Source organism: Acidovorax kalamii (assembly GCF_002245625.1).
In the GTDB taxonomy this organism is placed as follows: domain Bacteria; phylum Pseudomonadota; class Gammaproteobacteria; order Burkholderiales; family Burkholderiaceae_C; genus Acidovorax; species Acidovorax kalamii.
Genome location: NZ_NOIG01000004.1, coordinates 746,676 through 769,648 on the forward strand (window position 1 = coordinate 746,676; position 22,973 = coordinate 769,648).

Annotated in this window: 20 protein-coding genes and 1 riboswitch; of the genes, 18 read left to right on the top strand and 2 right to left on the bottom strand. The window is 69.2% G+C overall.

Annotated elements, in window-relative coordinates:
* Positions 1–24 precede the first annotated feature (24 nt).
* Together CBY09_RS06515 and CBY09_RS06520 are read right to left on the bottom strand one after the other, a co-directional pair.
* The gene (locus CBY09_RS06515) at positions 25–393 is read right to left on the bottom strand and encodes a cell division protein ZapA (protein ID WP_094287568.1); all 369 of its coding nucleotides are present in this window, start codon (positions 391–393) and stop codon (positions 25–27) included.
* Positions 390–614: a DUF904 domain-containing protein gene (locus CBY09_RS06520; protein ID WP_094287570.1), complete on the bottom strand. Its 225-nt coding sequence runs from the start codon at positions 612–614 to the stop codon at positions 390–392. Before CBY09_RS06520 ends, CBY09_RS06515 begins: the two co-directional genes overlap by 4 nt.
* Before the next feature lie 36 nt (positions 615–650).
* Positions 651–886: riboswitch (cobalamin riboswitch) on the top strand.
* A gap of 84 nt (positions 887–970) precedes the next feature.
* On the opposite strand from CBY09_RS06520, the gene CBY09_RS06525 reads away from it, so the two are divergent.
* From CBY09_RS06525 to cobT, 18 genes are all read left to right on the top strand, one after another.
* Positions 971–2,854, top strand: a complete 1,884-nt coding sequence (locus CBY09_RS06525) for a TonB-dependent receptor domain-containing protein (RefSeq protein ID WP_094288085.1) — start codon at positions 971–973, stop codon at positions 2,852–2,854.
* Between the two features lie 46 nt (positions 2,855–2,900).
* Entirely contained in the window at positions 2,901–4,271 is a 1,371-nt protein-coding gene (locus CBY09_RS06530) for a cobyrinic acid a,c-diamide synthase CobB (protein WP_094287572.1), read from the top strand.
* Complete coding sequence (locus CBY09_RS06535) at positions 4,268–4,870, top strand: bifunctional adenosylcobinamide kinase/adenosylcobinamide-phosphate guanylyltransferase (protein WP_094287574.1); 603 nt, start codon at positions 4,268–4,270, stop codon at positions 4,868–4,870. The genes CBY09_RS06530 and CBY09_RS06535 overlap by 4 nt, the downstream gene beginning before the upstream one ends.
* Complete coding sequence (locus CBY09_RS06540; RefSeq protein WP_094287576.1) at positions 4,870–5,772, top strand: ABC transporter substrate-binding protein; 903 nt, start codon at positions 4,870–4,872, stop codon at positions 5,770–5,772. The genes CBY09_RS06535 and CBY09_RS06540 overlap by 1 nt, the downstream gene beginning before the upstream one ends.
* Entirely contained in the window at positions 5,769–6,803 is a 1,035-nt protein-coding gene (locus tag CBY09_RS06545) for a FecCD family ABC transporter permease (protein WP_094287578.1), read from the top strand. The genes CBY09_RS06540 and CBY09_RS06545 overlap by 4 nt, the downstream gene beginning before the upstream one ends.
* Positions 6,800–7,594, top strand: a complete 795-nt coding sequence (locus CBY09_RS06550) for an ABC transporter ATP-binding protein (RefSeq protein WP_094287580.1) — start codon at positions 6,800–6,802, stop codon at positions 7,592–7,594. The genes CBY09_RS06545 and CBY09_RS06550 overlap by 4 nt, the downstream gene beginning before the upstream one ends.
* Before the next feature lie 29 nt (positions 7,595–7,623).
* Positions 7,624–8,091, top strand: coding sequence for a hypothetical protein (locus tag CBY09_RS06555; protein ID WP_008906167.1), 468 nt, complete (start codon positions 7,624–7,626; stop codon positions 8,089–8,091).
* Complete coding sequence (locus CBY09_RS06560) at positions 8,088–8,474, top strand: DUF2149 domain-containing protein (RefSeq protein ID WP_094287582.1); 387 nt, start codon at positions 8,088–8,090, stop codon at positions 8,472–8,474. The genes CBY09_RS06555 and CBY09_RS06560 overlap by 4 nt, the downstream gene beginning before the upstream one ends.
* The gene (gene cobN, locus CBY09_RS06565) at positions 8,471–12,703 is read left to right on the top strand and encodes a cobaltochelatase subunit CobN (RefSeq protein WP_094287584.1); all 4,233 of its coding nucleotides are present in this window, start codon (positions 8,471–8,473) and stop codon (positions 12,701–12,703) included. The genes CBY09_RS06560 and cobN overlap by 4 nt, the downstream gene beginning before the upstream one ends.
* A 24-nt stretch (positions 12,704–12,727) precedes the next feature.
* A complete protein-coding gene (gene cobO, locus CBY09_RS06570; protein ID WP_094287586.1) occupies positions 12,728–13,297 on the top strand; it encodes a cob(I)yrinic acid a,c-diamide adenosyltransferase in 570 nt (189 codons plus the stop codon).
* A gap of 71 nt (positions 13,298–13,368) precedes the next feature.
* Positions 13,369–15,486, top strand: a complete 2,118-nt coding sequence (locus CBY09_RS06575; RefSeq protein WP_094287588.1) for a TonB-dependent receptor — start codon at positions 13,369–13,371, stop codon at positions 15,484–15,486.
* 31 nt (positions 15,487–15,517) lie between these two features.
* Positions 15,518–17,068, top strand: a complete 1,551-nt coding sequence (locus tag CBY09_RS06580) for a PepSY domain-containing protein (RefSeq protein WP_240515599.1) — start codon at positions 15,518–15,520, stop codon at positions 17,066–17,068.
* Complete coding sequence (gene cbiB / locus CBY09_RS06585; RefSeq protein WP_094288087.1) at positions 17,056–18,060, top strand: adenosylcobinamide-phosphate synthase CbiB; 1,005 nt, start codon at positions 17,056–17,058, stop codon at positions 18,058–18,060. Before CBY09_RS06580 ends, cbiB begins: the two co-directional genes overlap by 13 nt.
* Positions 18,057–19,157 carry an aminotransferase class I/II-fold pyridoxal phosphate-dependent enzyme gene (locus CBY09_RS06590; RefSeq protein ID WP_240515600.1) on the top strand — a complete coding sequence of 367 codons (1,101 nt, stop codon included), beginning with the start codon at positions 18,057–18,059 and terminating at the stop codon, positions 19,155–19,157. The genes cbiB and CBY09_RS06590 overlap by 4 nt, the downstream gene beginning before the upstream one ends.
* Positions 19,154–19,948: a HipA family kinase gene (locus CBY09_RS06595; RefSeq protein WP_094287592.1), complete on the top strand. Its 795-nt coding sequence runs from the start codon at positions 19,154–19,156 to the stop codon at positions 19,946–19,948. The genes CBY09_RS06590 and CBY09_RS06595 overlap by 4 nt, the downstream gene beginning before the upstream one ends.
* A complete protein-coding gene (locus CBY09_RS06600) occupies positions 19,935–20,327 on the top strand; it encodes a DUF3037 domain-containing protein (protein ID WP_094287594.1) in 393 nt (130 codons plus the stop codon). Before CBY09_RS06595 ends, CBY09_RS06600 begins: the two co-directional genes overlap by 14 nt.
* A gap of 35 nt (positions 20,328–20,362) precedes the next feature.
* Positions 20,363–21,841: a cobyric acid synthase gene (locus CBY09_RS06605; RefSeq protein ID WP_094287596.1), complete on the top strand. Its 1,479-nt coding sequence runs from the start codon at positions 20,363–20,365 to the stop codon at positions 21,839–21,841.
* 50 nt (positions 21,842–21,891) lie between these two features.
* Positions 21,892–22,962 carry a nicotinate-nucleotide--dimethylbenzimidazole phosphoribosyltransferase gene (cobT, locus tag CBY09_RS06610; RefSeq protein ID WP_094287598.1) on the top strand — a complete coding sequence of 357 codons (1,071 nt, stop codon included), beginning with the start codon at positions 21,892–21,894 and terminating at the stop codon, positions 22,960–22,962.
* Positions 22,963–22,973: the final 11 nt, after the last annotated feature.

A 22,973-nucleotide genomic window follows, 5' to 3' on the forward strand; every position in this document is an offset into this window, starting at 1 on the left:
TGCGGTGGCCCGGTTGCAGCAGCCTCAGAGCAGGCGGCCGTCGTCGCCCAGAGCCTGGTCCAGACGCTGCACCAGGCTCTGCAGGCGCTGGTTCTCGTCTTCGGGCAGCAGGGATTCTTGGTGCCCTGTTGCAGATGCGGGCGCTGCAGGGAGCGCCGCTTTGGCGGCAGAACCCGCCGCCAGGTCAGCGGCTTCACGGTCTGCAATCTCGAAGGCCAGATTCAGGGCGGCCAGCACGGCAATGCGTTCGCGGGCGCGCACCTTGCCGGCATCGCGGATGCGTGTCATGGCGGTGTCCACACGCTCCACAGCGTCCAGCAAGCGGCTCTCTCGGCCCTCGGGGCAGGTCAGCAGGTAGCTTTGCTGCAGGATCTGCACCTCGATTTGCTTCATTCGGCTTCTTTCGTGAGCGGCACGGCGGCGGGAAGGCGTTCGAGCAGGGCATCCACACGGGCACGCGCTGCACTCAGGCGGGATTTGAGCGAGTCCCGCTCCTGGGTGAGGGCGGCCACCTGGTCCGCCAGCAAGGCGTTGGTGCGCTGCAGTTCTGCATGGCGCAGCAGCAGGCGCTCAACGCGGTCGGCGATCTGGTCGGTGGGGGACGGTGTTGCCATACAGCCAGCGATTGTAGGGTTGCGCGTTGTAAACGGTCGTAAAATCCTGCCGTTGGTGCTCGCGGTGTGGTTCACATGCCGCAGTTCAACGGGAAGCAGGGAGGTGCCGCCACACATGGCGCGCCCAGCCTGCGCTGCCCCCGCAACGGTCAGCGGACGAATCTTCGATTCTCTCTCCATCCATAAGCCACTGGGCGCCTTGAACAAGCGCCTGGGAAGGCATTGGAGGGTGTTCCGCCAGCCCGGATACCGGCCAACATGGTGGCTGCGTGCGCCCTTTTTTGGGCGCTGCGCGGCTGTATCACCCACATGCTGGCGGGAGGCCGGCCCCGGGTTGTTTGTTGACGATGATCCCCATGAAAATCCGTACCTTTCGTGCGCGCCCTGTGGCGTCGCTGCGCGTGCCCGCCCAACGCCTGGCCCTGGTGACGCTGGCTGTCGGCAGCGCCTGCGGCGCCCTGGCCCAGACCGCGCCCGGCACTGGTGAACTGCTGGCCCAGAACCTGCGTACTCCATCGCTGGCAGAAACCGTGGTGGCCGCCACACGCACTCCGCAGCCGCTCACCGACCTGATTGCCGACGTGTCCATCGTGGACCGCGAAACCATCGAAACCAGCGGCGCCACCGGCCTGGCCGACCTGCTGGCGCGCTTGCCAGGGGTGGAGTTCTCGCGCAATGGCGGCCCGGGCACGACCACTGGCGTGTTTCTGCGCGGCGCCGAGTCGCGCTTCACGGCGGTGTATATCGACGGCGTGCGCATCGATTCGCAGTCCACCGGCGGTGCGCCCTGGGAGAGCATTCCGCTTGGCCTCATCGACCGCATCGAAGTGCTGCGCGGCCCGGCTGGGGCGGTGTATGGCTCGGACGCCATGGGCGGCGTAGTGCAGATCTTTACCAAGCGTGGCGAGAATGGCACGGCGCCCTATGTGGGCGCGGGCGTGGGCAGCCATGGCACCTCCAAGCTGGAGGCCGGTATCAGCGGTGCCAGCGGCACCCTGGACTACGCGCTGGGCCTGTCCCGCGAGAACAGCAAGGGCTTCAACGCCCGCACTCTCGCCACGCAGAACCCCGACCGCGACGGCTACCGCAATACGGCGGGCCACGCCCGTGTGGGCCTGCAGGTGGATGCCGTGCACCGCCTCGAAGGCACGCTGATGGTCAACGACACCAACAGCGGCTACGACAGCGGCCTGGGCAAGGACGACCGCAACCTGCACACCATGCACGCGCTGGGGCTGAACTGGAACGCGCAGTGGAGCAATGCCTACAAGACGCGCCTGTCCATCACCGACTCGCGCGATGAGTACGAGACTCGTCCCTCGCCCTACCTCAGCGACACGCGCCTGCGTGGCTACTACTTCCAGAATGAGTACCGCCAGGGCGCGCACCTGGTCACCGCGGCCCTGGAGCGCCGCGAAGACCGCCTGGAGAACAAGCCCATCGACGCCAAACGCGCGCAGGATGCACTGGCCCTGGGCTATGGCTACAACGCCGCAGGCCACACGGTGCAGCTCAATCTGCGCCACGACTCCGACAGCGAATTCGGCGGCAAGAGTACCGGCAGCGCGGCCTATGGCTATGCCATCACCCCGCAGTGGCGCGCCACGGCGTCGGTGGGCACGGCCTTCCGTGCGCCCACGCTGTACCACCGCTTCAGTGAATACGGCGTGGCATCGCTGCGCCCCGAAAGCAGCCGCAATGCCGAAGTGGCACTGCGCTATGCCCAAGGCAGCAGCACCTTCTCGGCCACGCTGTTCCGCAACCGCGTGAGCAACCTGATCTCGTTCTCCGGCCCAGGCACCTGCCTGTCGGACTTTGGCTGCTACGCCAACACGGCCCGCGCTGAATACAAGGGTGTGACCTTTGCGGGCTCGCACCGCATGGGCGATGTGCAACTGCATGGCTCCATCGACCTGCAGCGCCCGCGCGACCTGGACACCGGCAAGCAGCTGGCGCGCCGCGCCAAGCAGCACGCCACCTTCGGTGCCGACACGCGCCTGGCGGGCTGGACCGCGGGCGCCGAAGTGCAGGTCTCGGGCCGCCGCTTCGACACCGTGGCCAACACCAACGTGCTGGGTGGCTATGCGCTGGTCAACCTGTACGCCAGCACCCGCATTGCGCGCGACTACACGCTGATTGCCCGCATCGACAACCTGGCCGACAAGGACTACCAGCTGGCCCGCACCTACGCCACTGCTGGCCGCACGGTGTACGTCGGCGTGAAGTGGGCGCCGCAGTGAGTCCACAGCACGCCAGGCTGTCAGACAAGGGAAGAGGAGAAGCGAAATGGTGCAGCCTGCCCGTAGCCCGGCGATCCTGATCGCCGCCCCGGCTTCGGGCCAGGGCAAGACCACCGTCACCGCCGCCCTGGCGCGCTTGCATGCGCGCCAGGGGCGGCGCGTGCGGGTCTTCAAGTGCGGGCCGGACTTTCTGGACCCGCACTGGCACCAGCTCGCCAGCGGTGCACCCGTGCACCAGCTCGACCTGTGGATGAACGGCGAGACAGACTGCGCGCAGCGCCTTCACGACGCTGCACGCGAGTCGGACCTGATCCTCATCGAAGGCGTGATGGGCCTGTTTGACGGCAGCCCCAGCGCGGCCGACCTGGCCCGGCACTTTGGCGTGCCCGTGCTGGCCGTGGTCGATGCCTCGGCCATGGCTGGCACATTTGGCGCGCTGGCCTTTGGCCTGCGCCACTACCGCCCTGGCCTGCCCTGGGCCGGCGTGCTGGCCAACCGCGTGGGCAGTGCGCGCCACGCCGACATGCTGCGGGACGGTCTGCAGGATCCCGACGACTGGATGGGCGCACTGATGCGGGTGCAGGCCACCGCCAAGGCGCCCGCTGCCGCCAAGGCGGCTGCCGCATTGCTGCCCGAGCGCCACCTGGGCCTGGTGGCCGCGCACGAGCTGGACGACAGCCTGCAGCGGCTGGACGCCGCCGCCGACGCGCTGGCTGCCACGCCGCTGGGCCAGATGGACATGGACGACCTGCAGTGCTGGGCTGTGGATTTCCCGGCGCCCGCATCGGCGCCCGCCGTGCCGCGCCTGCTGGCAGGCCGCACGGTGGCTGTGGGGCGCGATGCCGCGTTCTGTTTTATCTATGCCGCCAATGTGCAATGCCTGGAACAGATGGGTGCACGCGTGGTGTTTTTTTCGCCGCTGCACGATGCCGCGCTGCCCGATTGCGATGCAGTGTGGCTGCCCGGCGGCTACCCCGAGCTGCACACCGCGCAGATCGCCGCCAACACCTGCATGCAAACTAGCTTGCACGCCCATGTGGCCGCAGGCAGGCCCCTGTGGGCCGAGTGTGGCGGCATGATGGCGCTGTTGGAATCCATCGCCCTGGCCGATGGCAACAAGGCCCCGCTCTGGGGGCTGTTGCCCGGCCATGTGACCATGCAAAAGCGCCTGGCGGCGCTGGGCCCGCAGCAACTGGCCGTGGCCGGGCACACCCTGCGCGGCCACACTTTCCATTATTCGACCAGCGACAGCAGCGCCCCTGTGGTGGCCCGCACGGCGCGCCCGAACGAGGCGGTTGCGCCGGATGCGGGCGAGGCACTGTACCGGCAGGGCAGCATCCACGCCAGCTACTTCCATGCGTGGTTCCCGTCCAGTCCCGAGGCCGTCGCCCACCTGCTGGGTAGCAAAAACGCATGACGCCCGCACCGCACTCCATCACCACCGAGCTCATCCTCGGTGGTCAGAAAAGCGGCAAGTCCCGCCGCGCCGAGCTGCTGGCGCGCGACTGGCTGGCGCAGTCCGCCGATCACCGCGCGGTGTTGATTGCCACCGGCGAAGCCTGGGACGACGAAATGCGCGAGCGCATCGCCCGCCACCAGCGCGACCGCGCCGAGCGCGTGCCCGGCCTGCAGACGGTGGAAGAGCCGCACGACGTGGCCGCAGCCCTCGCGCGGCTCAGCACACCGCAGACCCTGCTGGTGGTGGACTGCCTCACGCTGTGGCTCACCCACTGGACCATGCCCTTGGGTGTGGAAGCCATGAATTTTGAACAAAAACAGGCCCTTGCGCGCGACTGGAAAGCGCAAGCAGCTATGTTTTTAGGAGCGGTTCGGAAATCCCCTGGCCCCGTTGTTCTGGTGGGCAACGAAATTGGCCTGGGGGTCATCCCGATGGGGCGCGAGGTGCGCGCTTTTGTGGATGCGCTGGGCACGCTGAACCAGCAGGTGGCCCAGGCGTGCTCCCGCGTCACGCTCATGGCCGCCGGGCTCCCCCTCACTTTGAAAGAACCTTGCTGATGAAACCCACCCCCGTGCGCCGCATCCTGTGGGTGATTGCCATCCTGTTGCTGCTGGGCCTGCTCATGGCTGGCCTCGCGCGTGCGCAGCCCGTGCACATCAAGGATGACAAGGGCCGCGAGGTCTCGCTGCCCCGCCCCCCGCAGCGCATCGTGAGCCTGCTGCCATCGCTGACCGAAAGCGTGTGCGAGCTGGAGCAATGCCACCGGCTCGTGGGGGTGGACCGCTACTCCAACTGGCCCGAGGCCGTGATTGGCAAGCTGCCCAAGGTGGGCGGCGGCATCGACCCGAGCATCGAGGCCATCGTGGCGCTCAAGCCGGACCTGGTGCTCATGTCCGTCAGCTCCCGCGCCAGCGACCGGCTGGAGGCGCTGGGCCTCACGGTGGTGCAGCTGGAGCCCAAGACCCACGCCGATGTGCGCCGCGTGCTGGGCACCGTGAGCGACCTGCTGGGCGTGCCCCGCGCGCAGGGCGCTGATCGCCTCTGGCGCGTGATCGACGCGGGCGTGCTCGCGGCGGCCCAGTCCCTGCCGCCCAAGGCCAAGAATGCACGCGTGTACTTCGAGGTGAGCCGCGGGCCCTATGCGGCGGGCGAGGCCTCGTTCATTGGCGAATCGCTCACCCGCCTGGGCGTGCGCAACGTGGTGCCTGCGTCGCTGGGGCCGTTTCCGCGCCTGAACCCCGAGTTCGTGGTGCGCGCCAACCCCGACATCATCATGATCGGCAACCGCAGCATGCAGGCCATGGTGCCGTACCCCGGCTGGGCGACCATGCGCGCAATCCGCGAGAACCGGCTGTGCGTGTTCGGTCCGGGTGATTCGGATGTGGTCGTGCGGCCTGGCCCCCGCATGGCCGAGGCGGCCCGCATCATGGCGCGCTGCCTGGTGGACAAGGCCCCATGACCCACGTTCCCATGGACTTGCCCACCGGTTCTGCCAGCCGCCGCGCTGTGTGGTGTGCCGCCTGGCTGCTGCTGGCCAGCGCCGTGCTGACCCTGTGTGGCGCCAGCGTGGGCAGCACGGGTTTTGACAGCGTGCTGCGCATGCAAGGCGACCCCGTGGCCTGGCAGATCGTGTGGGACATCCGCTTGCCGCGCACGCTGGGCGCCTGGCTGGCGGGTGCGTTGCTGGGCCTGTCGGGCGCGGTGGCGCAGGGGCTGTTCCGCAACCCGCTGGCCGACCCGTACCTGCTGGGCAGCGCCTCGGGCGCAGCGCTGGGCGGGGCTGTCGCCATGGCGCTCTTCGGGGTGTCGCCGGTGGCGGCGCAGTGGATGGCCCGCATCGGCATCACGGGCATGGCATTTTTGGGCGCGGCGGGGGCGGTGGTGCTCACGCTGCTGCTCGCCAGGGGCGTGCAGCACACGCTGCGCTTGTTGCTGGCGGGGGTGATTGTGGGCGTGGTGCTGGGCGCGCTGCGTGACCTGGTGGAACTGGCCTCGCCCGACATCCTGCAGGCCATGCAGGCCTTCACGCTGGGCAGCACGGCTTTTGTGGGCTGGGCGGCCTGCTTGCTCATGGCCGTGGCCTGGGCGCTGTGCTCGGTGGTTGCCTGGATGCTGGCACGTGCGCTGGACGGCCTCACGCTGGGCGAGGCCACGGCCGCCAGCCTGGGCTTGCCACTCATGCCCATGCGTGTGGGGCTGGTGGCTGCCATGGCGCTGGCCACAGGCACGGCGGTGGCGCAGACGGGGCTCATCGCCTTTGTGGGGCTGGCGGCTCCGCACCTGGTGCGTTCCATCGTGCGCGTGACACACGAACGGCACATCGTGCTCTCCAGCCTGATGGGCGCGGTGCTGCTGATGGCGGCCGACATCCTGGCGCGCTGGCTGCTGGCGCCGCAGGAGCTGCCCGTGGGCGTGCTCACGGCGGCGCTGGGCGGCACCTACCTGCTGTGGCTCATGCACCGGCGCACGGTGCAAGGCGGTGCGCTATGAATTCAATAGCTATCAGCGCTCGCCAGATAGGCGCAAGCATCGGAAATCGCTTGATATTGCAGGGCATTGACCTGCAATTGCCCGCCGGGCGCTGGACGAGCATCGTCGGCCCCAACGGCGCGGGCAAGTCCACCCTGCTCAAGGTGCTGGCGGGCTTGCTGCCGCGTGTGGCGGTGCAGGGCGACGTGTTGTTGCTCGGCCGCCCGCTGGTGCAGATTCCTGCGCGCGAACGCGCCCGCCAGCTCGCCTGGCTGGGGCAGAACGAAGGCTCGGCCGACGACCTGACCAGTTATGACGTGGCCATGCTCGGCCGGCTGCCGCACCAGGCCTGGCTGGCACCGCCGAGTGCGGCCGACCACGCAGCGGTGGAACAGGCCCTGCGCATCACGCAGGCCTGGGACTGGCGCCACCGCCCGCTGTCGCAGCTGTCGGGCGGCGAACGCCAGCGCGTGCTGCTGGCCCGCGCTCTGGCGGTGCAGGCGCAGGTGCTGCTGATGGACGAGCCCCTGGCCAACCTCGACCCGCCGCACCAGACCGACTGGCTGCACACCATGCGTGCACTGGTCGATGCGGGGGGCACGGTGGTCAGCGTGCTGCACGAGGTGTCGCTGGCACTGCAATCCGACGACATGGTGGTGATGGCACAGGGCCGCGTGCTGCACCAGGGCGCCTGCGATGCACCCGCCACGCACGCGGCGCTGGAGAGCGTGTTTGACCACCGCATCCACGTGCGGCATCTGGATGGCATGTGGATGGCACTGCCATCGATGCAGCGCAAGCACAGCCAATGAAACAACACATGGATTGAGGGAGTGGAAGCATGAACATCGAATCGGGTTTTTCGCAGGTCGCGCAGTCGTTGCTGTGGCCGGTGCTGGTGCTGGTGGGGTTGGCGTTTGTCTACGCGTTGTGGTCGGGCGGCGCCACGCTCATGGAGGCGTGGCAGCGCTGGCGCCAGCCGCAGTACCGTTCGCTGCGCGTGGCTCCGGGTTTGTCGATGGAAGAGCTGGAGCTGCAACTGGTGCGCCAGGTGGAGCCCGTGCGCCTGCTCAGCCGCCTGTCGCCCATGCTGGGGCTGATCGCCACGATGATCCCACTCGGCCCCGCGCTGCAGAGCGTGGCGGCGGGCAACGGCCAGCAGGCGCTGGCCGTTTTCAGCGGCGCCTTTGCGGGCGTGGTGCTGGCGCTGGCCGCCGCGTCGGTGGGCCTGGTGGTGTACTCGGTGCGCCGCCGCTGGCTGCTGGCCGAGCTGCTGGTGGTGCGCAAGGAGCGCGGGGTGGCGCAATGAGCTTGCGCCACTTGAACGTCCTGGCCGAGGACGATGACGATCCGATGCTGTCGGCCGTGAACCTGGTGGACGTGTTTCTGGTGCTGGTCGTGGCGCTGCTCACGGCCGTGGCCGTGCAGACCCAGACCAGCGCCAATGAAAGCGTCACCATCATCCGCAACCCCGGCCAGCCCGACATGGAAGTGGTCGTGCGCGAGCAGGGCAAGGAAGTGCGCTTCAAGGGCGCTGGCAGCGCAGCGCAAGGGCAGGGCGTGCGCGCGGGCGTGGCATACAAGCTGGAAGACGGCAATATCGTCTACATCCCTGAAACGGGCGCTGCTCCTGCTAGCGCTTCGGCCGGTGGCGCGGGTGGCGCCGCCACGCCGGTACCTGCCAAGCCATGACGGCGCTGATCTTGCGCGCGGCACTGTGGTGCCTGCTGCTGGCTGCGCCGCTGGTGCATGCCGTCCAGGCTGAGAAAGCCTTGGCAGCGGGCGGCGCTGATAAAACAGCGCCGGTGCTGCTCTGGCTCACGTCCGACATCACCACGGCCCCGCGCACGGCCATGGTGCAGCGCCTGGCCTCCGACGCGGGCCTGGGCTTTGTGCACATCGATTACCCGCTGGCCGGCCCGGCGGTACTGGACGCGGCCCAGGCCCAGAAGCTGGAGCGCGCACTGGCAGGCGCCGCCATGGTGTGGGTGGATGCCCCGCATGCCAGCGTGGAGGCGCGCTTGCGCCGCATGGTCGGCGCGCAGCTCGATGCCCGCGCCGCACGCGCCCCGGGCCGCGTGGTCTGGGTGCCTGCGGGCACGCCTGCTGTGGACCTGTCTGCGCTGGAGGCTCCTGCCCGCATGGTGGCTTACCTGCAAGCGGGCGGCCCGCGCAATCTCAAGAACGCCATCGCCCTGGCGCGCGCCACGGTGGCGGGTGTTGCGATGCCGACTTTGCCCGCGCCCGACATCCTGCCCCCCCGGGGCATCTACCACCCCGACGCGCCCCGCCTGCTGCCCAACGCCGCCGCGCTGGAGGCCTGGCGCCAGGGCCAGCCCGCGCTGCGCAGCCTGCCCGCCGTGGCCGTGCTGGTGCACCGCCACCACTTCATCGACGGCAGCACGGAGTGGCTCGATGCCTGGCTGCGCACCTTCCGCCAGCAGGGTCTGTTCGCTTATGCGGCCTTTGGTCAGCAGGTCACGGCGCAGACGCTGGCCGAGGTGCTGGAGTTGCCCGCTGAAGGAGGCTCTGGCCCAGGCCCGGGCCGCCTGCATGCCTCCGCCCTGGTGCTGCACCAGCTGGTGCCCCAGGCCGCCGCGCTGCAGCCGCTGCTGGCCCGCTGGGGCGTGCCGCTGCTGGGCACGCAGCCCTACCGCGCGGGTGATGCCGCTGCGTGGGAGGCCAGCGACACGGGGCTGTCGCTGTCCGATGTGCCGTTCTACCTGGCGCAGCCCGAAGCGGCCGGTGCCATCGATCCGGTCCTGGTCGCCGCCCACGGCGCTGAGGGCCGGGACTTTCGCCTCATCGAGCGCCAAGCCCAGGCTGTGGCCGCGAAGGCGCGGCGGCTGATCGCACTGCAGACCAAACCCGCCGCCGACAAGCGCTTGGTGGCCATGGTCTACAACTACCCGCCGGGTGGCACCAACTTTGGCGCCTCGTTCCTCAACGTGCCGCGCAGCTTGGAGCAGGTGTCGGGCGGTCTGGCCCAGGCAGGCTACCGCACGCAGCAGGTGCCCGAGCAGGGCTGGATCGATGGGCTCAAGCCGCTGCTGGCCGCCTACTACCCTGGCGCTGATGTGCGCGCGCTGCTGCAAAACGGACAGGCCGCGGCGCTGCCACTGGCGCGTTATGAGCAGCACCTGGCCACGCTGCCCAAGGCCGTGCGCGAGCGCATGAACGCGCACTGGGGCGCGCCCGAAAAGAGCCGCTACGTGGTCGATTGGCAGGGCGAAAAGGTGTTCGCCATCCCGCGCCTGCAGGTGGGCAAGCTCTCGGTATTGCCCCAACCCCCGCGCGAGGAAACACTGCGCCTGGGCCAGAACCCGTTCATGCACAAGAGCAAGGCGCCGCTGTCGCACCACTACCTGGCCGTGTACCTGTGGGCGCAGCTGGAGGCCGATGCGCTCATCCACTTTGGCACCCACGGCACGCAGGAATGGGCCGGTGGCAAAGCCCGTGCGCTGGATGTGCACGACGACGCGCTGCTGCCGCTCGGTGACCTGCCCGTGGTCTATCCCTACATCGTGGACAACCTGGGTGAGGCCCTCACGGCCAAGCGCCGGGGCCGCGCTGTGCTGGTGAGCCACCGCACGCCGGTGTTCGCCCCGGCGGGTTTCGAGGCGCGCATGGCACACATGCACGAGGTGATGCACGAGTGGGAAACCGTGGACGAAGGCCCCACGCGCCGCGCGCTCGAAAAGCAGCTGGTGGCGCAGTTTGTAGAGCACCAGCTGCACCGCGACCTGGGCTGGAGCGCCGAGCGCATCACGGCCGACTTCCACGGCTTTCTTGAAATCCTGCACCCCTACCTGGACCAACTCGCGCAAAGCTCGCAGCCCAAGGGCCTGGCCGTGTTCGGCCGCGTGCCCGCGCCCGAGCAGCGGCGCGAGACCATCCTGCAGGCTCTGCGCAAGCCGCTGATCGAAGCGCTGGGCGAGGACATCGACGAGGCCTTTCTCATCAAGCACGACGCCGTGCTGGCCGCGCGCCCCGCACGCTGGCTGGAAGTGGCGCTGACCGACGCGCAGGCTGCCAGCGTGTTGGACCTGCGCCCCGTGCTGCCAGCGCAGGCTGCAACGCCGGGTGCAGCGGGTGCATCCGACGTGGTGCGCGCCGAAGACCATGTGCCCAACCGCGCCGCGCGCCAGCCCATCGACACGCCCGCGCTGCTGCAGCTGGCCCAGCGCGCGCAGGAGCTGGAACGCCTGCTGGCCACCGAGGGCGAGCTGCCCGGCCTGCTGGCTGCGCTGGATGGGCGCTACCTGCCCGCTGCTTACGGTGGCGACCCTATCCGCAACCCCGACAGCCTGCCCACGGGCCGCAACCTCACGGGGCTGGACCCGAGCCGCCTGCCCACACGCCAGGCCTATGCCGTGGCGCAGACGCTGTTCAACGACTGGTTCAAGGACTATCAGGCGCGCCATGGCGGCCGGGCGCCAGAGCGCATGGCGCTGTCGCTGTGGGCGGGTGAAACATTGCGCCACCAGGGCATCATGGAAGCGCAGGCGCTGGTGGCGCTGGGCATGCGCCCGGTGTGGGACGACGCGGGCCGCCCGGTGCGCGTGGAGACCATTGCCGCCGACGCGCTCAAGCGCCCGCGCGTCGATGTGCTCATGAGCATCACCGGCTCGTACCGCGACCAGTTCCCCGCGCTGATGGCCTTGCTCGACCGCGCCGTGGCCCACGCCGCCACGGCCGAGCCCGGCAATGTGATCGCACGAAACACCGCGCAGATTGGCCAGGAGCTGCGCAAGCAGGGCGTGCCGCGCGCGCAGGCCGAGCAGCTGGCGCGCGTGCGGGCATTCGGCAACGCGGTGGGCGACTACGGCACCGGCCTGTCGGACGCGGTGCAGAGCGATGGCCTGCAAACCAACGATGCGCGCCTGGGCCAGATGTTCCTTGAGCGCATGAGCCAGCCCTACCTGGACGGCGAACCCGTGACGGGCATGGCGGGTGGTACGGCGGCGAAGGCATTGGGTGCCCACCTGCGCCGCACCGATGCCGCCATCCTGTCGCGCAGCTCGCACCTGTATGCCATGGTCAGTTCGGACGACCCGTTCCAGTACCTGGGCGGCCTGTCGGCGGCGGCGCGCGTGGCCGGGCGCCCGCAAGGGCTGGAGCTGCATGTGGCCCAGCTGCAGGATGTGGGCGAGCCCACCACCGAGACCGCGCAGCGCGCCATTGCGCTCGAGATGCAGTCGCGCTACCTGCACCCGGGCTGGCTCCAGGCGCAGAAGGCCGAGGGCTATTCGGGCACGCTGCAGGTGCTCAAGGCCGTGCAGTTCGCCTGGGGCTGGCAGGCCGTGGCGCCCGACACGGTGCGCAGCGACCATTGGCAGAGCTTCTACGACGTGCTGGTGCGCGACAAGCACCAGCTGGGCCTGCCCGAGTGGCTCAAAGAGCATCCGCAGGCCTATGCCCAATCGCTGGAGCGCCTGGTGCAGGCGCAGCGCCAGGGCTATTGGCAGGCCGATACCGACACGCAAAAACAACTGGCGCAGATGTACCAGGAGCTCACGCGCGCCGCGCCGCTGGCGGCGGAGCTGCCCAGCGTGCGCCGCTGGGTGGAGCAGGCCGCGCAGGGCAACCCGGCGGCGGACGCCGCACCCGTGGGCTTGGCCGTGGCCACTCCGCAGTCGCCCGCACTGCCGCTACCTGCACCGCCAGCCGCCGACCTGCCTGCACCGCCGCCCCAGGCTGAGGTCCCGCCTGCTGCACCCGCCGTGCCCGCCATGGGCGTGCTGCTGGAGCGCCAGCCCGAGCGCGAAGCCCCCGACTCCGCTCAAGAGCCCAGCCCCGTGGAGCGCATGGCCAGCATTGTGACCCTGCTGGTCATTGCACTGGTGGTGCTGGCAGGTGCTGCATGGCAGGCGCGCCGTCCTTTCTCACTCTCAGTCTTGCCCGGCCTCGCCCGCGCGTGACCCCTCATCTTGAAAGCACACACCATGCAGTTCGAAACCCCACCCACCGAAAAGCGCTACGAAAAGCCCGAGGGCGAGCGCCGGGGCATCGTCATCGTCAACACCGGTGACGGCAAGGGCAAAAGCACGGCGGCTTTTGGCCTGGCGCTGCGCGCCCACGGCCGGGGCAAGGCCGTGAAGATCTACCAGTTCATGAAAGTGCCCACGGCGCGCTTTGGCGAACACCGCATGTTCGAGCAGATCGGCCTGCCCATCGAGGGCCTGGGCGATGGCTTCAGCTGGAAGAGCAAGGACCTGGAGCACTCGGCCCAGCTTGCGCGCGACGGCTGGGAGAAGGCGCGTGCCGCCATCCTGTCGGGCGAGCATTTTCTGGTGGTGCTGGACGAGATCACCTACCCGCTGATCTACGGCTGGCTGCCACTCGACGGCGTGCTGCAGACGCTGCGCGAGCGGCCCAGGGACGTGCATGTGTGCCTTACCGGCCGCCGCTGCCCGCCCGAGATCATTGAGCTGGCCGACACCGTGACCGAGATGCAGCTTGTCAAACACGCGTTCAAGGCGGGCATTCCCGCGCAACGCGGCATCGAGGACTGAAGCCTCCGCTGTTTTCTCTCATTGGCCGTTGGCGGGCCAAGGTTCCGTTTTCGTCTTTCTTCGCTCTTTTCATGCGCAAACACCTCACCCCCCTGTCGCTGGCCGTGCTCGCCTGCACCACGCAGACCGCTGTCGCCCAAGCCATTGCCGAGTTGCCCGCTGTTCAGGTGACCGACACGCCATCTGCACCCGGCAGCACGCTGTCGCTCGACGCGCCCAGCGCCACCGGCTCGCGCCTGGGTCTCACCGCGCGTGAAACCCCGGCCAGCGTGAGCAGCCTGGGCGCAGCCGACATGGCCGAGCGCAGCCTGACGCGCGCGCAGGACGTGGCCGTGCGCATGCCCGGCATGACCGAGGCCCCGGCTCCCGGCAACGGCGGCACCAGCCTGGTGGCGCGCGGCTTTGCGGGCCACAACTCGGTGGCGCAGATGGTGGACGGTACGCGCCTGGTTGTCGCCTCGGGCACCATCACCTACCCGTTCTCGACCTGGCCCATGGAGTCGGTCGAGGTGCTGCGCGGTCCAGCCTCGGTGCTCTATGGCGACGGTGCCATCGGCGCGGCGGTCAACTACGTGACCAAGCGCCCGATCTTTGGTGCCCCGCAGCGCGAGGCGTTTTTGAGCGTGGGCTCCTTCGGCACGGTGCAGGGCGGCGTGGGCCTGCGCGGCCCCATCAACGATGTGCTGGCCTACTCGGTCTACCTCGATGCGGAAAAGAGCGACGGCTACCGCGCGCTGATGGACACGCAGCACCACAACTATGCGCTGGCGCTGGCCGTGCGCGCGAGCCGCGACCTGAACATCACCTTCTCGCTGGATGGCGGCGTGAACGACGATGCGCGCTACTTCGGCACGCCGCTGCGCAATGGTGCACTCGACGAGCGTCTGCGCCGCACCAATTTCAACGTGGCCGACTCGGTGGTCAAGTACGACGACCGCGTCTGGCGCGCCAAGGTGGACTACCAGACCGCCGCCAACGTCCGTCTGCGCAACGAAACCTACCACCTCACCACCGACCGCCAATGGCGCAATGCCGAGGCCTACAGCTTCAACGCCGCCGGCACGGCCGTGAACCGCAGCGACTACCTGGAGATCCTGCACGACCAAGCGCAGACCGGAAACCGCTTCGACGCAACGTTTGACGGCCACCTGGGCGGTATGAAGAACCGCTTCATCGTGGGCCTGGACTGGTACCGCACAGAGCTGGTGCACACCAACAACTCGCCCTATGGCGGCGCGAGCACGGTGGACCCCTTCAACTTCGCGCCGGGCAACTTCATCAGCCCGGTGCCCACCCTGCCGGGTCGGCGCTCCAGGCTGCAGACCACGGCCCTGTTCGCGGAGAACGCCCTCGACCTCACGCCGGAGTGGAAGCTGGTGGCGGGCCTGCGCAGCGACCGCATGGAGCTGGACAACACCGACCTGCGCACCGGCGTGAACCTGATCAAGAAGTATTCACCCGTCACCGGCCGCCTGGGCGCAGTGTGGTCGCCCAGCGATGCACTCTCGCTCTACGGCCAGTTCGGCACCGGCACCGATCCGCTGAGTGGTGCGCTGTCGCTGCCCGGCGGTGGTAACACCCTGGACTTGACCAAGGGCCGCCAGGTGGAAATCGGCGCCAAGGGCGCCGTGCCTGCAGTGCGCGGCGAGTGGACGGTGGCGCTGTACCAGATCGAAAAGCGCAACCTGCTCTCGCGCGACGCGAGCAACCCCACCCTCACGCAGCAGGTTGGCCAGCAGTCCTCCACCGGCATCGAGCTGGCGTTTGCCGCCGAGCCTGTGCGGGGCTGGACCGTCGATGCCAACGCCGCCTTCCTGCGCGCGCGGTATGACAGCTTCAAGGAGCTGGTGTCTGGCGCCCTGGTGTCGCGCGACGGCAACACGCCCACCGGTGTGCCCGAACGCACCGCCAGCATCTGGACGGCCTGGCGCTTCCTGCCGCAGTGGCAGGCTGGCTTTGGCGCCCGCTACGTGGGCGAACGCCAGGGCAACACGGCCAACACCACCAAGCTGCCTTCGTATGTGGTGCTGGATGCATCGCTGGCCTACGACTACTCGCGCAACCTCAAGCTCGGCCTGGCGGTGAAGAACCTGGCCGACCGCGACTATGCGCTGGCCGGCACGGCCAATACACGCTGGCTGCTGGGCGCGCCGCGCACCGTGCAGCTCACGGCCCGCGCCATGTTCTGAGCCTGGCGCAAGGCATGAGGACCCACCCGTGGTGAAGAAGCTCGTCATCTTTGTGCACAAGTGGCTGGGCGTAGTGCTGGCGCTGTTCTTCCTCATGTGGTTTGTGAGCGGGGTCGTGCTGTACTTTGTGCCCTTCCCCAGCCTCACGCAGGCCGAGCGGCTGGCGGCCTTGCCGCCATTGCAACTGCCTGCCGACTGTTGCCTGGGGGCGCCCGAGGCCGCCAGGCGGGCGGGGCTGCGCCCGGGCGGCAGCGAAGCGCGGCTGGGCATGCTGGGCGACACCCCGGTGTGGCGCATGTTGGCCACCGCCGCAGACAGTGCCAGTTTCGATACCCCACCGCGTCCGCGTTGGCACACGGTGGATGCGCGCACGGGCGCGTTGCTGCCGCCCCTCAGCGATACCCAGGCCGCTACCGTAGCCGAGGCCTTCAGCGGGCGCCGTGCCACGGGCACCGAATGGGTGGAGCGCGACCAGTGGACGGTGCCCCAGGGTCTGGATGTACACCGCCCCCTGGTCAAGGTGCTTCTGGATGGCGACGATGGGCTGGAGCTGTACGTGTCGCCCGGCGCGGCCGAGGTGGTGCGTGACACGCGCCGCGCTGAACGCTTCTGGAACTGGCTGGGCGCCGTGCCGCACTGGATCTATCCCACGGTGCTGCGGCAGTTTCCCCAGGCCTGGCACCACGTTGTGGTGTGGCTCTCCGTTCCAGGCGTGCTGCTTGCTGCCACGGGCGTTGTGCTGGGCGTCTGGCAGCTGTTCCTGAACCGGCAGCGCTGGATCCCTTACCGCAAGTTCTGGATGCGCTGGCACCACATCCTGGGCCTGGTGGCTGCGGTGTTCACGCTCACGTGGATGTTCTCGGGCCTGATGTCGATGAACCCGTGGGGTGTGTTCACCAGCCGGGTGGTGGATGCGCAGTCGCGCACGCAATGGGCGGGTGAGGCCCCACGCACCACGCGCGGCCCGGCCGAGGCCGTGGCGCTGGCGGCGGCCGAGGGCCTGGTGCCGCTGGAGGTGGACACCTTGCGCATTGCGGGCCAGGCCTGGTACCGCGTGCGCGGCCAGGGTGCGGGCGCGGTGCAGCGCCTGGTGCGCGCCGATGGGCCGGTGGCTGCCGTGGCCCATGCCGTGCCTGACGCCACGGTGCTGGCGGCGCTGCAGGGCCTGCGCCCTGACGCGCCACCCCCGGCCATAGAGTGGCTCACCCAGTACGACGGGCTGTACTATGCGCGCCACCATGATGCATCCACCGCCTTCAACCGCCCGCTGCCCGTGTGGCGCGCCCACTGGGCCGGAGACGATGTGACGGTGTACGCCGACGCCGCATCGGCCCGCATCGTGATGCGTGCCGATGCCACCACGCCCTGGCAGCGGCTGCTCTACAACGGCCTGCACAGCCTGGACTTTGCGCCGCTGCTGGCGCGCCCGGCATTGCGCACGGGGTTGATTGTGGGACTGTCGTTGTTGGGTGTGGCGCTGTGCGTGACCTCGTGCGTGGTGGCCTGGCGCGTGCTGGTGCCGCGTCGGCGGCGGGTGCCCGCACCCACCGTGCCGATGGGGGAGGGCGCATGGACAGCCTGACCGCCTTGTTGGTCCCCGGCATGGGCGGGGCCCTGTTCTACGTGCTCTTGTGGTGCCCGCTGCTGGCCTTGGCGGTGGACTGGTGGCTGGGGGAGCCGCCTGTGGCCTGGCACCCCGTGGTCTGGATGGGCCAAGCGCTGCAGTGGTCGGGCGACCGGCTGGCGCCCGCCAGCCCCGTGGCCCGGGATTTCAAGGTTTTTTGGCGCTCTGCGCTTGTCTGGTGCGCCTTGGTAGCTATTGTTTTGATAGTCTCTGGGCTGGCGCAGCACCTGGTGCTGATGCTGCACGGGCTTCTGGCGGCAGCATTGTTGGCATTGCTGCTCAAGCCCCTGCTGGCCTGGCGCATGCTGCACGACGAGGTGCTGGCGGTGGAGGTGGCGCTGGGCCAGTCGCTGCCCGCAGGCCGCGCGCAGCTTGCGCGTCTGGTGAGCCGCGATGTGAGCAGCCTGAGCGCTGTGCAGGTGCGTGAGTCCGCCATCGAGTCGCTGGCCGAGAACCTCAACGACTCGGTGGTGGCGCCGCTGTTCTGGTTCGCGCTGCTGGGCTTGCCGGGGGCGGCGCTGTACCGGTTTGCCAACACGGCCGATGCCATGTGGGGCTACCCCGGCATGCGCGGCGGGCGTTACTGGCAGTGGGCGGGTAAATGGGCTGCACGGGCAGACGATGTGATGTCGTGGCTGCCTGCGCGCATCACAGCCCTGCTGCTGGTGCTGGGGGCCCAGGGCCTGCCGCTGCGCACCCTGGCGCGCCAGGCGCGCAAGACACCATCGCCCAACAGCGGCTGGCCCATGGCGGCCATGGCGCTGGTGCTGGGCGTGCGCCTGGCCAAGCCGGGGGTGTACACCCTGCACGGCAAGGGGCGCAGTGCGGGGCCGCTGGATACACGGCGCGCCGCGCGGGTGGGCACCCGGGTGGTGCTGGCCCTGGTGCCGGTGGTGGCGGCCATCCAGTTGCTGGTGGCCATGGTTTTCTCAGCGTGGATGTCCGCATGACGATGCACGAAATCACGCCCGTGTGGGGTTCCATTCACGGCGGCCCGGACGCTGCGGGCGTGCCGCTGTTTGATTTTTCAACCAACAGCAATGCCTGCGGCCCCTGCATAGAAGCGCGTGAGGCAGTGCAGGCGGCCGATGCCACGCGGTATCCCGATCCGGCCTACACGGCCCTGCGCGAGCGCCTGGCCGCCTTCCACGGCGTGGTCCCCGCCCGCATCGTGCTGGCAGCCAGCGCCAGCGAGTTCATCCACCGCATCACCGCGCTGGCGGCGCAGCAGGGCGTGGTGCAGGTGGCCCTGCCTGCGCACAGCTATGGCGACTATGCCCAGGCCGCACAAGTGCGTGGGCTGGACCTGGTGCGAAATGGCGGTGCGGCGGCGGGCTTGCAGTGGGCGTGTGAACCTTCCAGCCCCCTGGGCCTGGCCGACCCGGCGGTGCGGGCCTGGCAGCAGCTGGGCGTGGAGCGTGGTGGTGACGGTGCAGCCGGTGTGCTGCGGGTGCTCGACTGCGCCTATGTGCCCCTGCGCCTGGGGCCTGAGGGCGCGTGGACCGGCACGCCGCCTGCGCATTTGCCATCGGCCTGCTGGCAGCTGTGGACCCCCAACAAGGCCCTGGGGCTGACCGGTGTGCGTGCCGCCTACGCCATTGCGCCCGAGGGCAGCGAGGAACTGGTGCGCGCGCTCGTGGCCCTGGCACCATCGTGGCCGGTGGGCGCGCATGGTGTGGCCTTGCTGCAGGCCTGGGTGTTGCCCGTGGTCCAGCAGTGGCTGGTGTACAGCCTCTCCACCCTGCACGAGTGGAAGTCGCGCCAGCAGACGCTGTGCCTGGACCTGGGATGGGCCGTGCACGCGGGCAGCTTGGCCAACTACTTTTGTGCGCAGCCTGTCAGCATGTCGTTGCCGAATGATTTGGCGGCCTTGCGCGCGGCGGGCATCAAGCTGCGCGATACCACCTCGTTTGGATTGCCGGGCAGCGTGCGCCTGGGGGTGCTGGCGCCCGCAGCGCAGGATGCGTTGCGGCAGGCCTGGAGGGCCGTCGAAAGCAGCCGTACCATCGCCGACAGCCATTCAACCGGTTCAGAGGAAGCCTTGTGAGAACCATCACCGTCAACCGCTATGTCACGCCGCTGCGTGAGGGGGGCTCGATGCCCGCCATCGTCGAGGGCGATGACCTGGGCACCTACGTGCTCAAGTTCCGGGGCGCAGGGCAGGGTGTGCGTGCCCTGCTGGCCGAAATGATTGCGGGTGGCATCGCCCGTGCGCTGGGCCTGCCCGTGCCCGAGATCGTGCTGGCCCAGCTCGACCCCGCCCTGGCGCAGACCGAGCCCGACCCCGAGATACAGGACCTGGTGCGCGCCAGCGGCGGCCTGAACGTGGGGCTGGACTACCTCTCGGGCGCACTGAACTTCGACCCGGCGGTGGATGTGGTGTCGGATGACTTTGCATCGCGCCTCGTTTGGTTCGATGCATTGGTGGGCAATGTGGACCGCACCGCGCGCAACACCAACCTGCTCATGTGGCACCGCCAGCCCTGGCTCATCGACCATGGTGCGGCGCTGACGTTTCACCATGCGTGGAGTGGTGTTGTGGTGCAGCCCGCCAAACCCTTCGCGCCCATTGCGGACCATGTGCTGCTGGCCCGGGCCACGGCGTTGGCGCAGGTGGATGCCGAGCTGGCCGCACGCCTCACGCCCGAGGTGGTTGCGCATGTTCTTGGCGATGTGCCCGATGAGTTTCTGGCACTGGCCGGGGCCGAGCACACCGAGGGCCCGCTGGTGGTGCCTGCAGGCCACCGCCAGGCCTACGTGGACTACTTCTGCGCGCGTCTGGCCGGGCGTGCAGCGTGGGTGAACGCATTGAAGGAGGCTGTTGATGCACGCGCCTGAGGTCTACGACTACGCCATCGTGCGGGTGGTGCCGCGTGTGGAGCGCGAGGAGTTCATCAACGCGGGCGTGATCCTGTCGTGCCAGCGCACCGGTTTTTTGCAGGCGGCCATGGCATTGGACGAAGCTCGACTGCTGGCCATGGACCCGCAGGCCGACATCGACACCGTGCGGCGCCACCTGGCCGCCATCGTGGCCATCTGCGCGGGCGACGCAGGCTGCGGGCCGATTGCACGCCTGCCTTACCGCCAGCGCTTTCACTGGCTCACTGCCAAGCGCAGCGCCATCATCCAGACATCCCCCGTGCACACGGGCCGCTGCACCGATGCGGCAGCGGCGCTTGAACACATCATGGACCGCATGGTCCGCCCTCTGCCTTGACTTCCACCACCTCTTCCAAACGAGCCCGCTGCGTGATGGTGCTGGGCACCACCAGCGGGGCGGGCAAAAGCTGGCTTACCACCGCGCTGTGCCGTTACTACAGCAACCAGGGCCTCAAGGTGGCGCCGTTCAAGGCGCAGAACATGAGCAACAACGCGCGGGTGGTGGCCAGCGGGATGGGCAGCGGCGAGATCGGTTCTGCCCAATACTTTCAGGCCCTTGCGGCCCGCGCCGAGCCCGAGGTGCGCATGAACCCCCTGCTGCTCAAGCCCGAGGCCGACACGCACAGCCAGGTGGTGCTGATGGGGCAGGTGAGTGCGGAGCTGACGGCCATGCCTTGGCGCGGCCGCAGCGAGAAAGTGTGGCCGCAGATTGCCGCTGCGCTGGATGCCCTGCGTGCCGAAAACGATGTGGTGGTGATCGAAGGCGCGGGCTCCCCCGCTGAGATCAACCTGCACGCCAGCGACATCGTCAACATGCGCGTGGCCCGGCATGCGGGTGCGCGCTGCCTGCTGGTGACCGACATCGACCGGGGCGGCGCGTTTGCGCACCTGTACGGCACCTGGGCGCTGCTGCCCCAAGATGAGCGGGCGCTGATCCACGGCTTCGTGCTCAACAAGTTTCGCGGCGATGCCAGCCTGCTGGCCCCCGCCCCGCAGATGCTGCACGATCTGACCGGCGTGCCTACCGTGGCCACCATTCCCATGCAGTGGCGCCACGGCCTGCCCGAAGAGGATGGCGTGTTCGATGACCGTACGCTGGTGGCGGGCGCCGTGCACACCACGGTGGCTGTGGTGGCTTACCCGCGCATCAGCAACCTCGACGAGTTCCAGCCCCTGAAGAACGTGCCTGGCGTGCGCCTGCTGTGGGCGCGCAGTCCAGCGGACCTGGGCGGCCTCAAGCCCTCCGATTGGGTGGTGTTGCCCGGCTCCAAGGCCACCGCCGCCGACCTGGCCTGGCTGCGCGCGCAGGGCCTGGACCAGGCCATTGCCCAGCACGCGGGGCAGGGCGGAGCGGTGCTGGGTGTGTGTGGTGGCCTGCAGATGCTGGGCGAGGCGCTGATCGACACCTCTGGCATCGATGGCAATGCGACGGGCCTGGGCCTGCTGCCCCTGGTCACCACCTTCGAGGTTGCCAAAACCGTGCAGCGCACGCAGGCCCGGTTTGGCGCGGTGTTGGGTGCCTGGGCTGCGCTGGCCGGGGTGCCTGTTACGGGCTACGAAATCCACCACGGCCAGACAGCCCAGCACCCCGCCATGGCCGCCAAGGGGGATGTGTCGCGTGAAGTGATCCCGGGCATCGCGTGGCAAAACCCGGCGGGCAACGTGCTGGGCGTGTATCTGCATGGCCTGCTCGAAGACCCCGCTGTGCTGCAGGCCCTGTTCGGCCGTGGGGGGGCATCCCCTGTTCCCACGCTCGACGCCGTGTTCGACGGCCTGGCCCGCATGGCCGAGGCCAGCTTTGTACCCGGTGCGCTGCAGGCGCTGATCGCGCCAGATTACGCGGCCGCCTGACCGCCAGTCCCTCGTTCCATTTCGTTCTTTCTGCTTCTTTTCCTCACACCATGCAATCCCTCGCCGCATTCACTGTCCCCGCCATTGCCGACATCTCCGACGCACCATTGACTGCCCGCCTGCAGCACCTGCTCGACAACAAGACCAAGCCGTTGGGGTCGCTGGGGCGGCTGGAGGCGTTGGCCCTGCGCATCGGCCAGGTGCTGGGCACCGAGGCCCCCGCGCTGCTGCAGCCGCAGATGCTGGTGTGCGCGGGCGACCATGGCCTGGCGGCCAAGGGGGTCTCGGCCTTCCCGAGCGATGTGACCTGGCAGATGGTGGAAAACTTTCTCGCCGGTGGCGCCGCAGTGAGCGTGCTGGCACGCCAGCATGGGCTGCAGCTCACGGTGGTGGACTGCGGCGTGGCGCGCCCCATCGCGCAGCGCGAGACAGCCCCCGGTGCGCCGCGCCTGCTGGTGCACAAGGTGGCACCCGGCACGGCCGATGCATCGGTGGGCCCGGCCATGACGGCGGAGCAGTGTGCCCAGGCCATCGCCAACGGCATGGAGGTGGTGCGTGGCCTGCCGGGCAATGCATTGCTGCTGGGCGAGATGGGCATTGGCAACACCTCGGTGGCATCGCTGCTGCTGGCGCGGCTGGCAGGGCTGCCGTTGGCCGAGGTGACAGGCGCTGGCACAGGCCTGGACGCAGCAGGCATAGAGCGCAAACGCGCCGTGCTGCAACAGGCGCTGGATGCCAATGCCGATGCCACCACGCCGCTGGCCGCCCTGGCTGCGCTGGGGGGTTACGAGGTGGCGACGCTGGTGGGCGCGGTGCTGCAGGCAGCCCTGGAGCGCCGTGTGATCGTGGTGGACGGCTTCATCACCAGCGCCGCCGTGCTGGTGGCCAGCCGCCTGCAGCCCGCCGTGTTGCAGCGCTGCGTGTTTGCCCACCGCTCGGGCGAGCGGGGCCATGCCCTGATGCTGGCCCAGATGCAGGCCGAGCCGTTGCTGGACCTGGGCCTGCGGCTGGGCGAGGGCTCGGGTGCCGCGTTGGCATGGCCGCTGTTGCAGTCGGCCTGCGCGGTGCTGGCCGAAATGGCGAGCTTTGAGTCCGCCGGGGTGGCGACCCAGACGGCCTGACACGGCTTTGC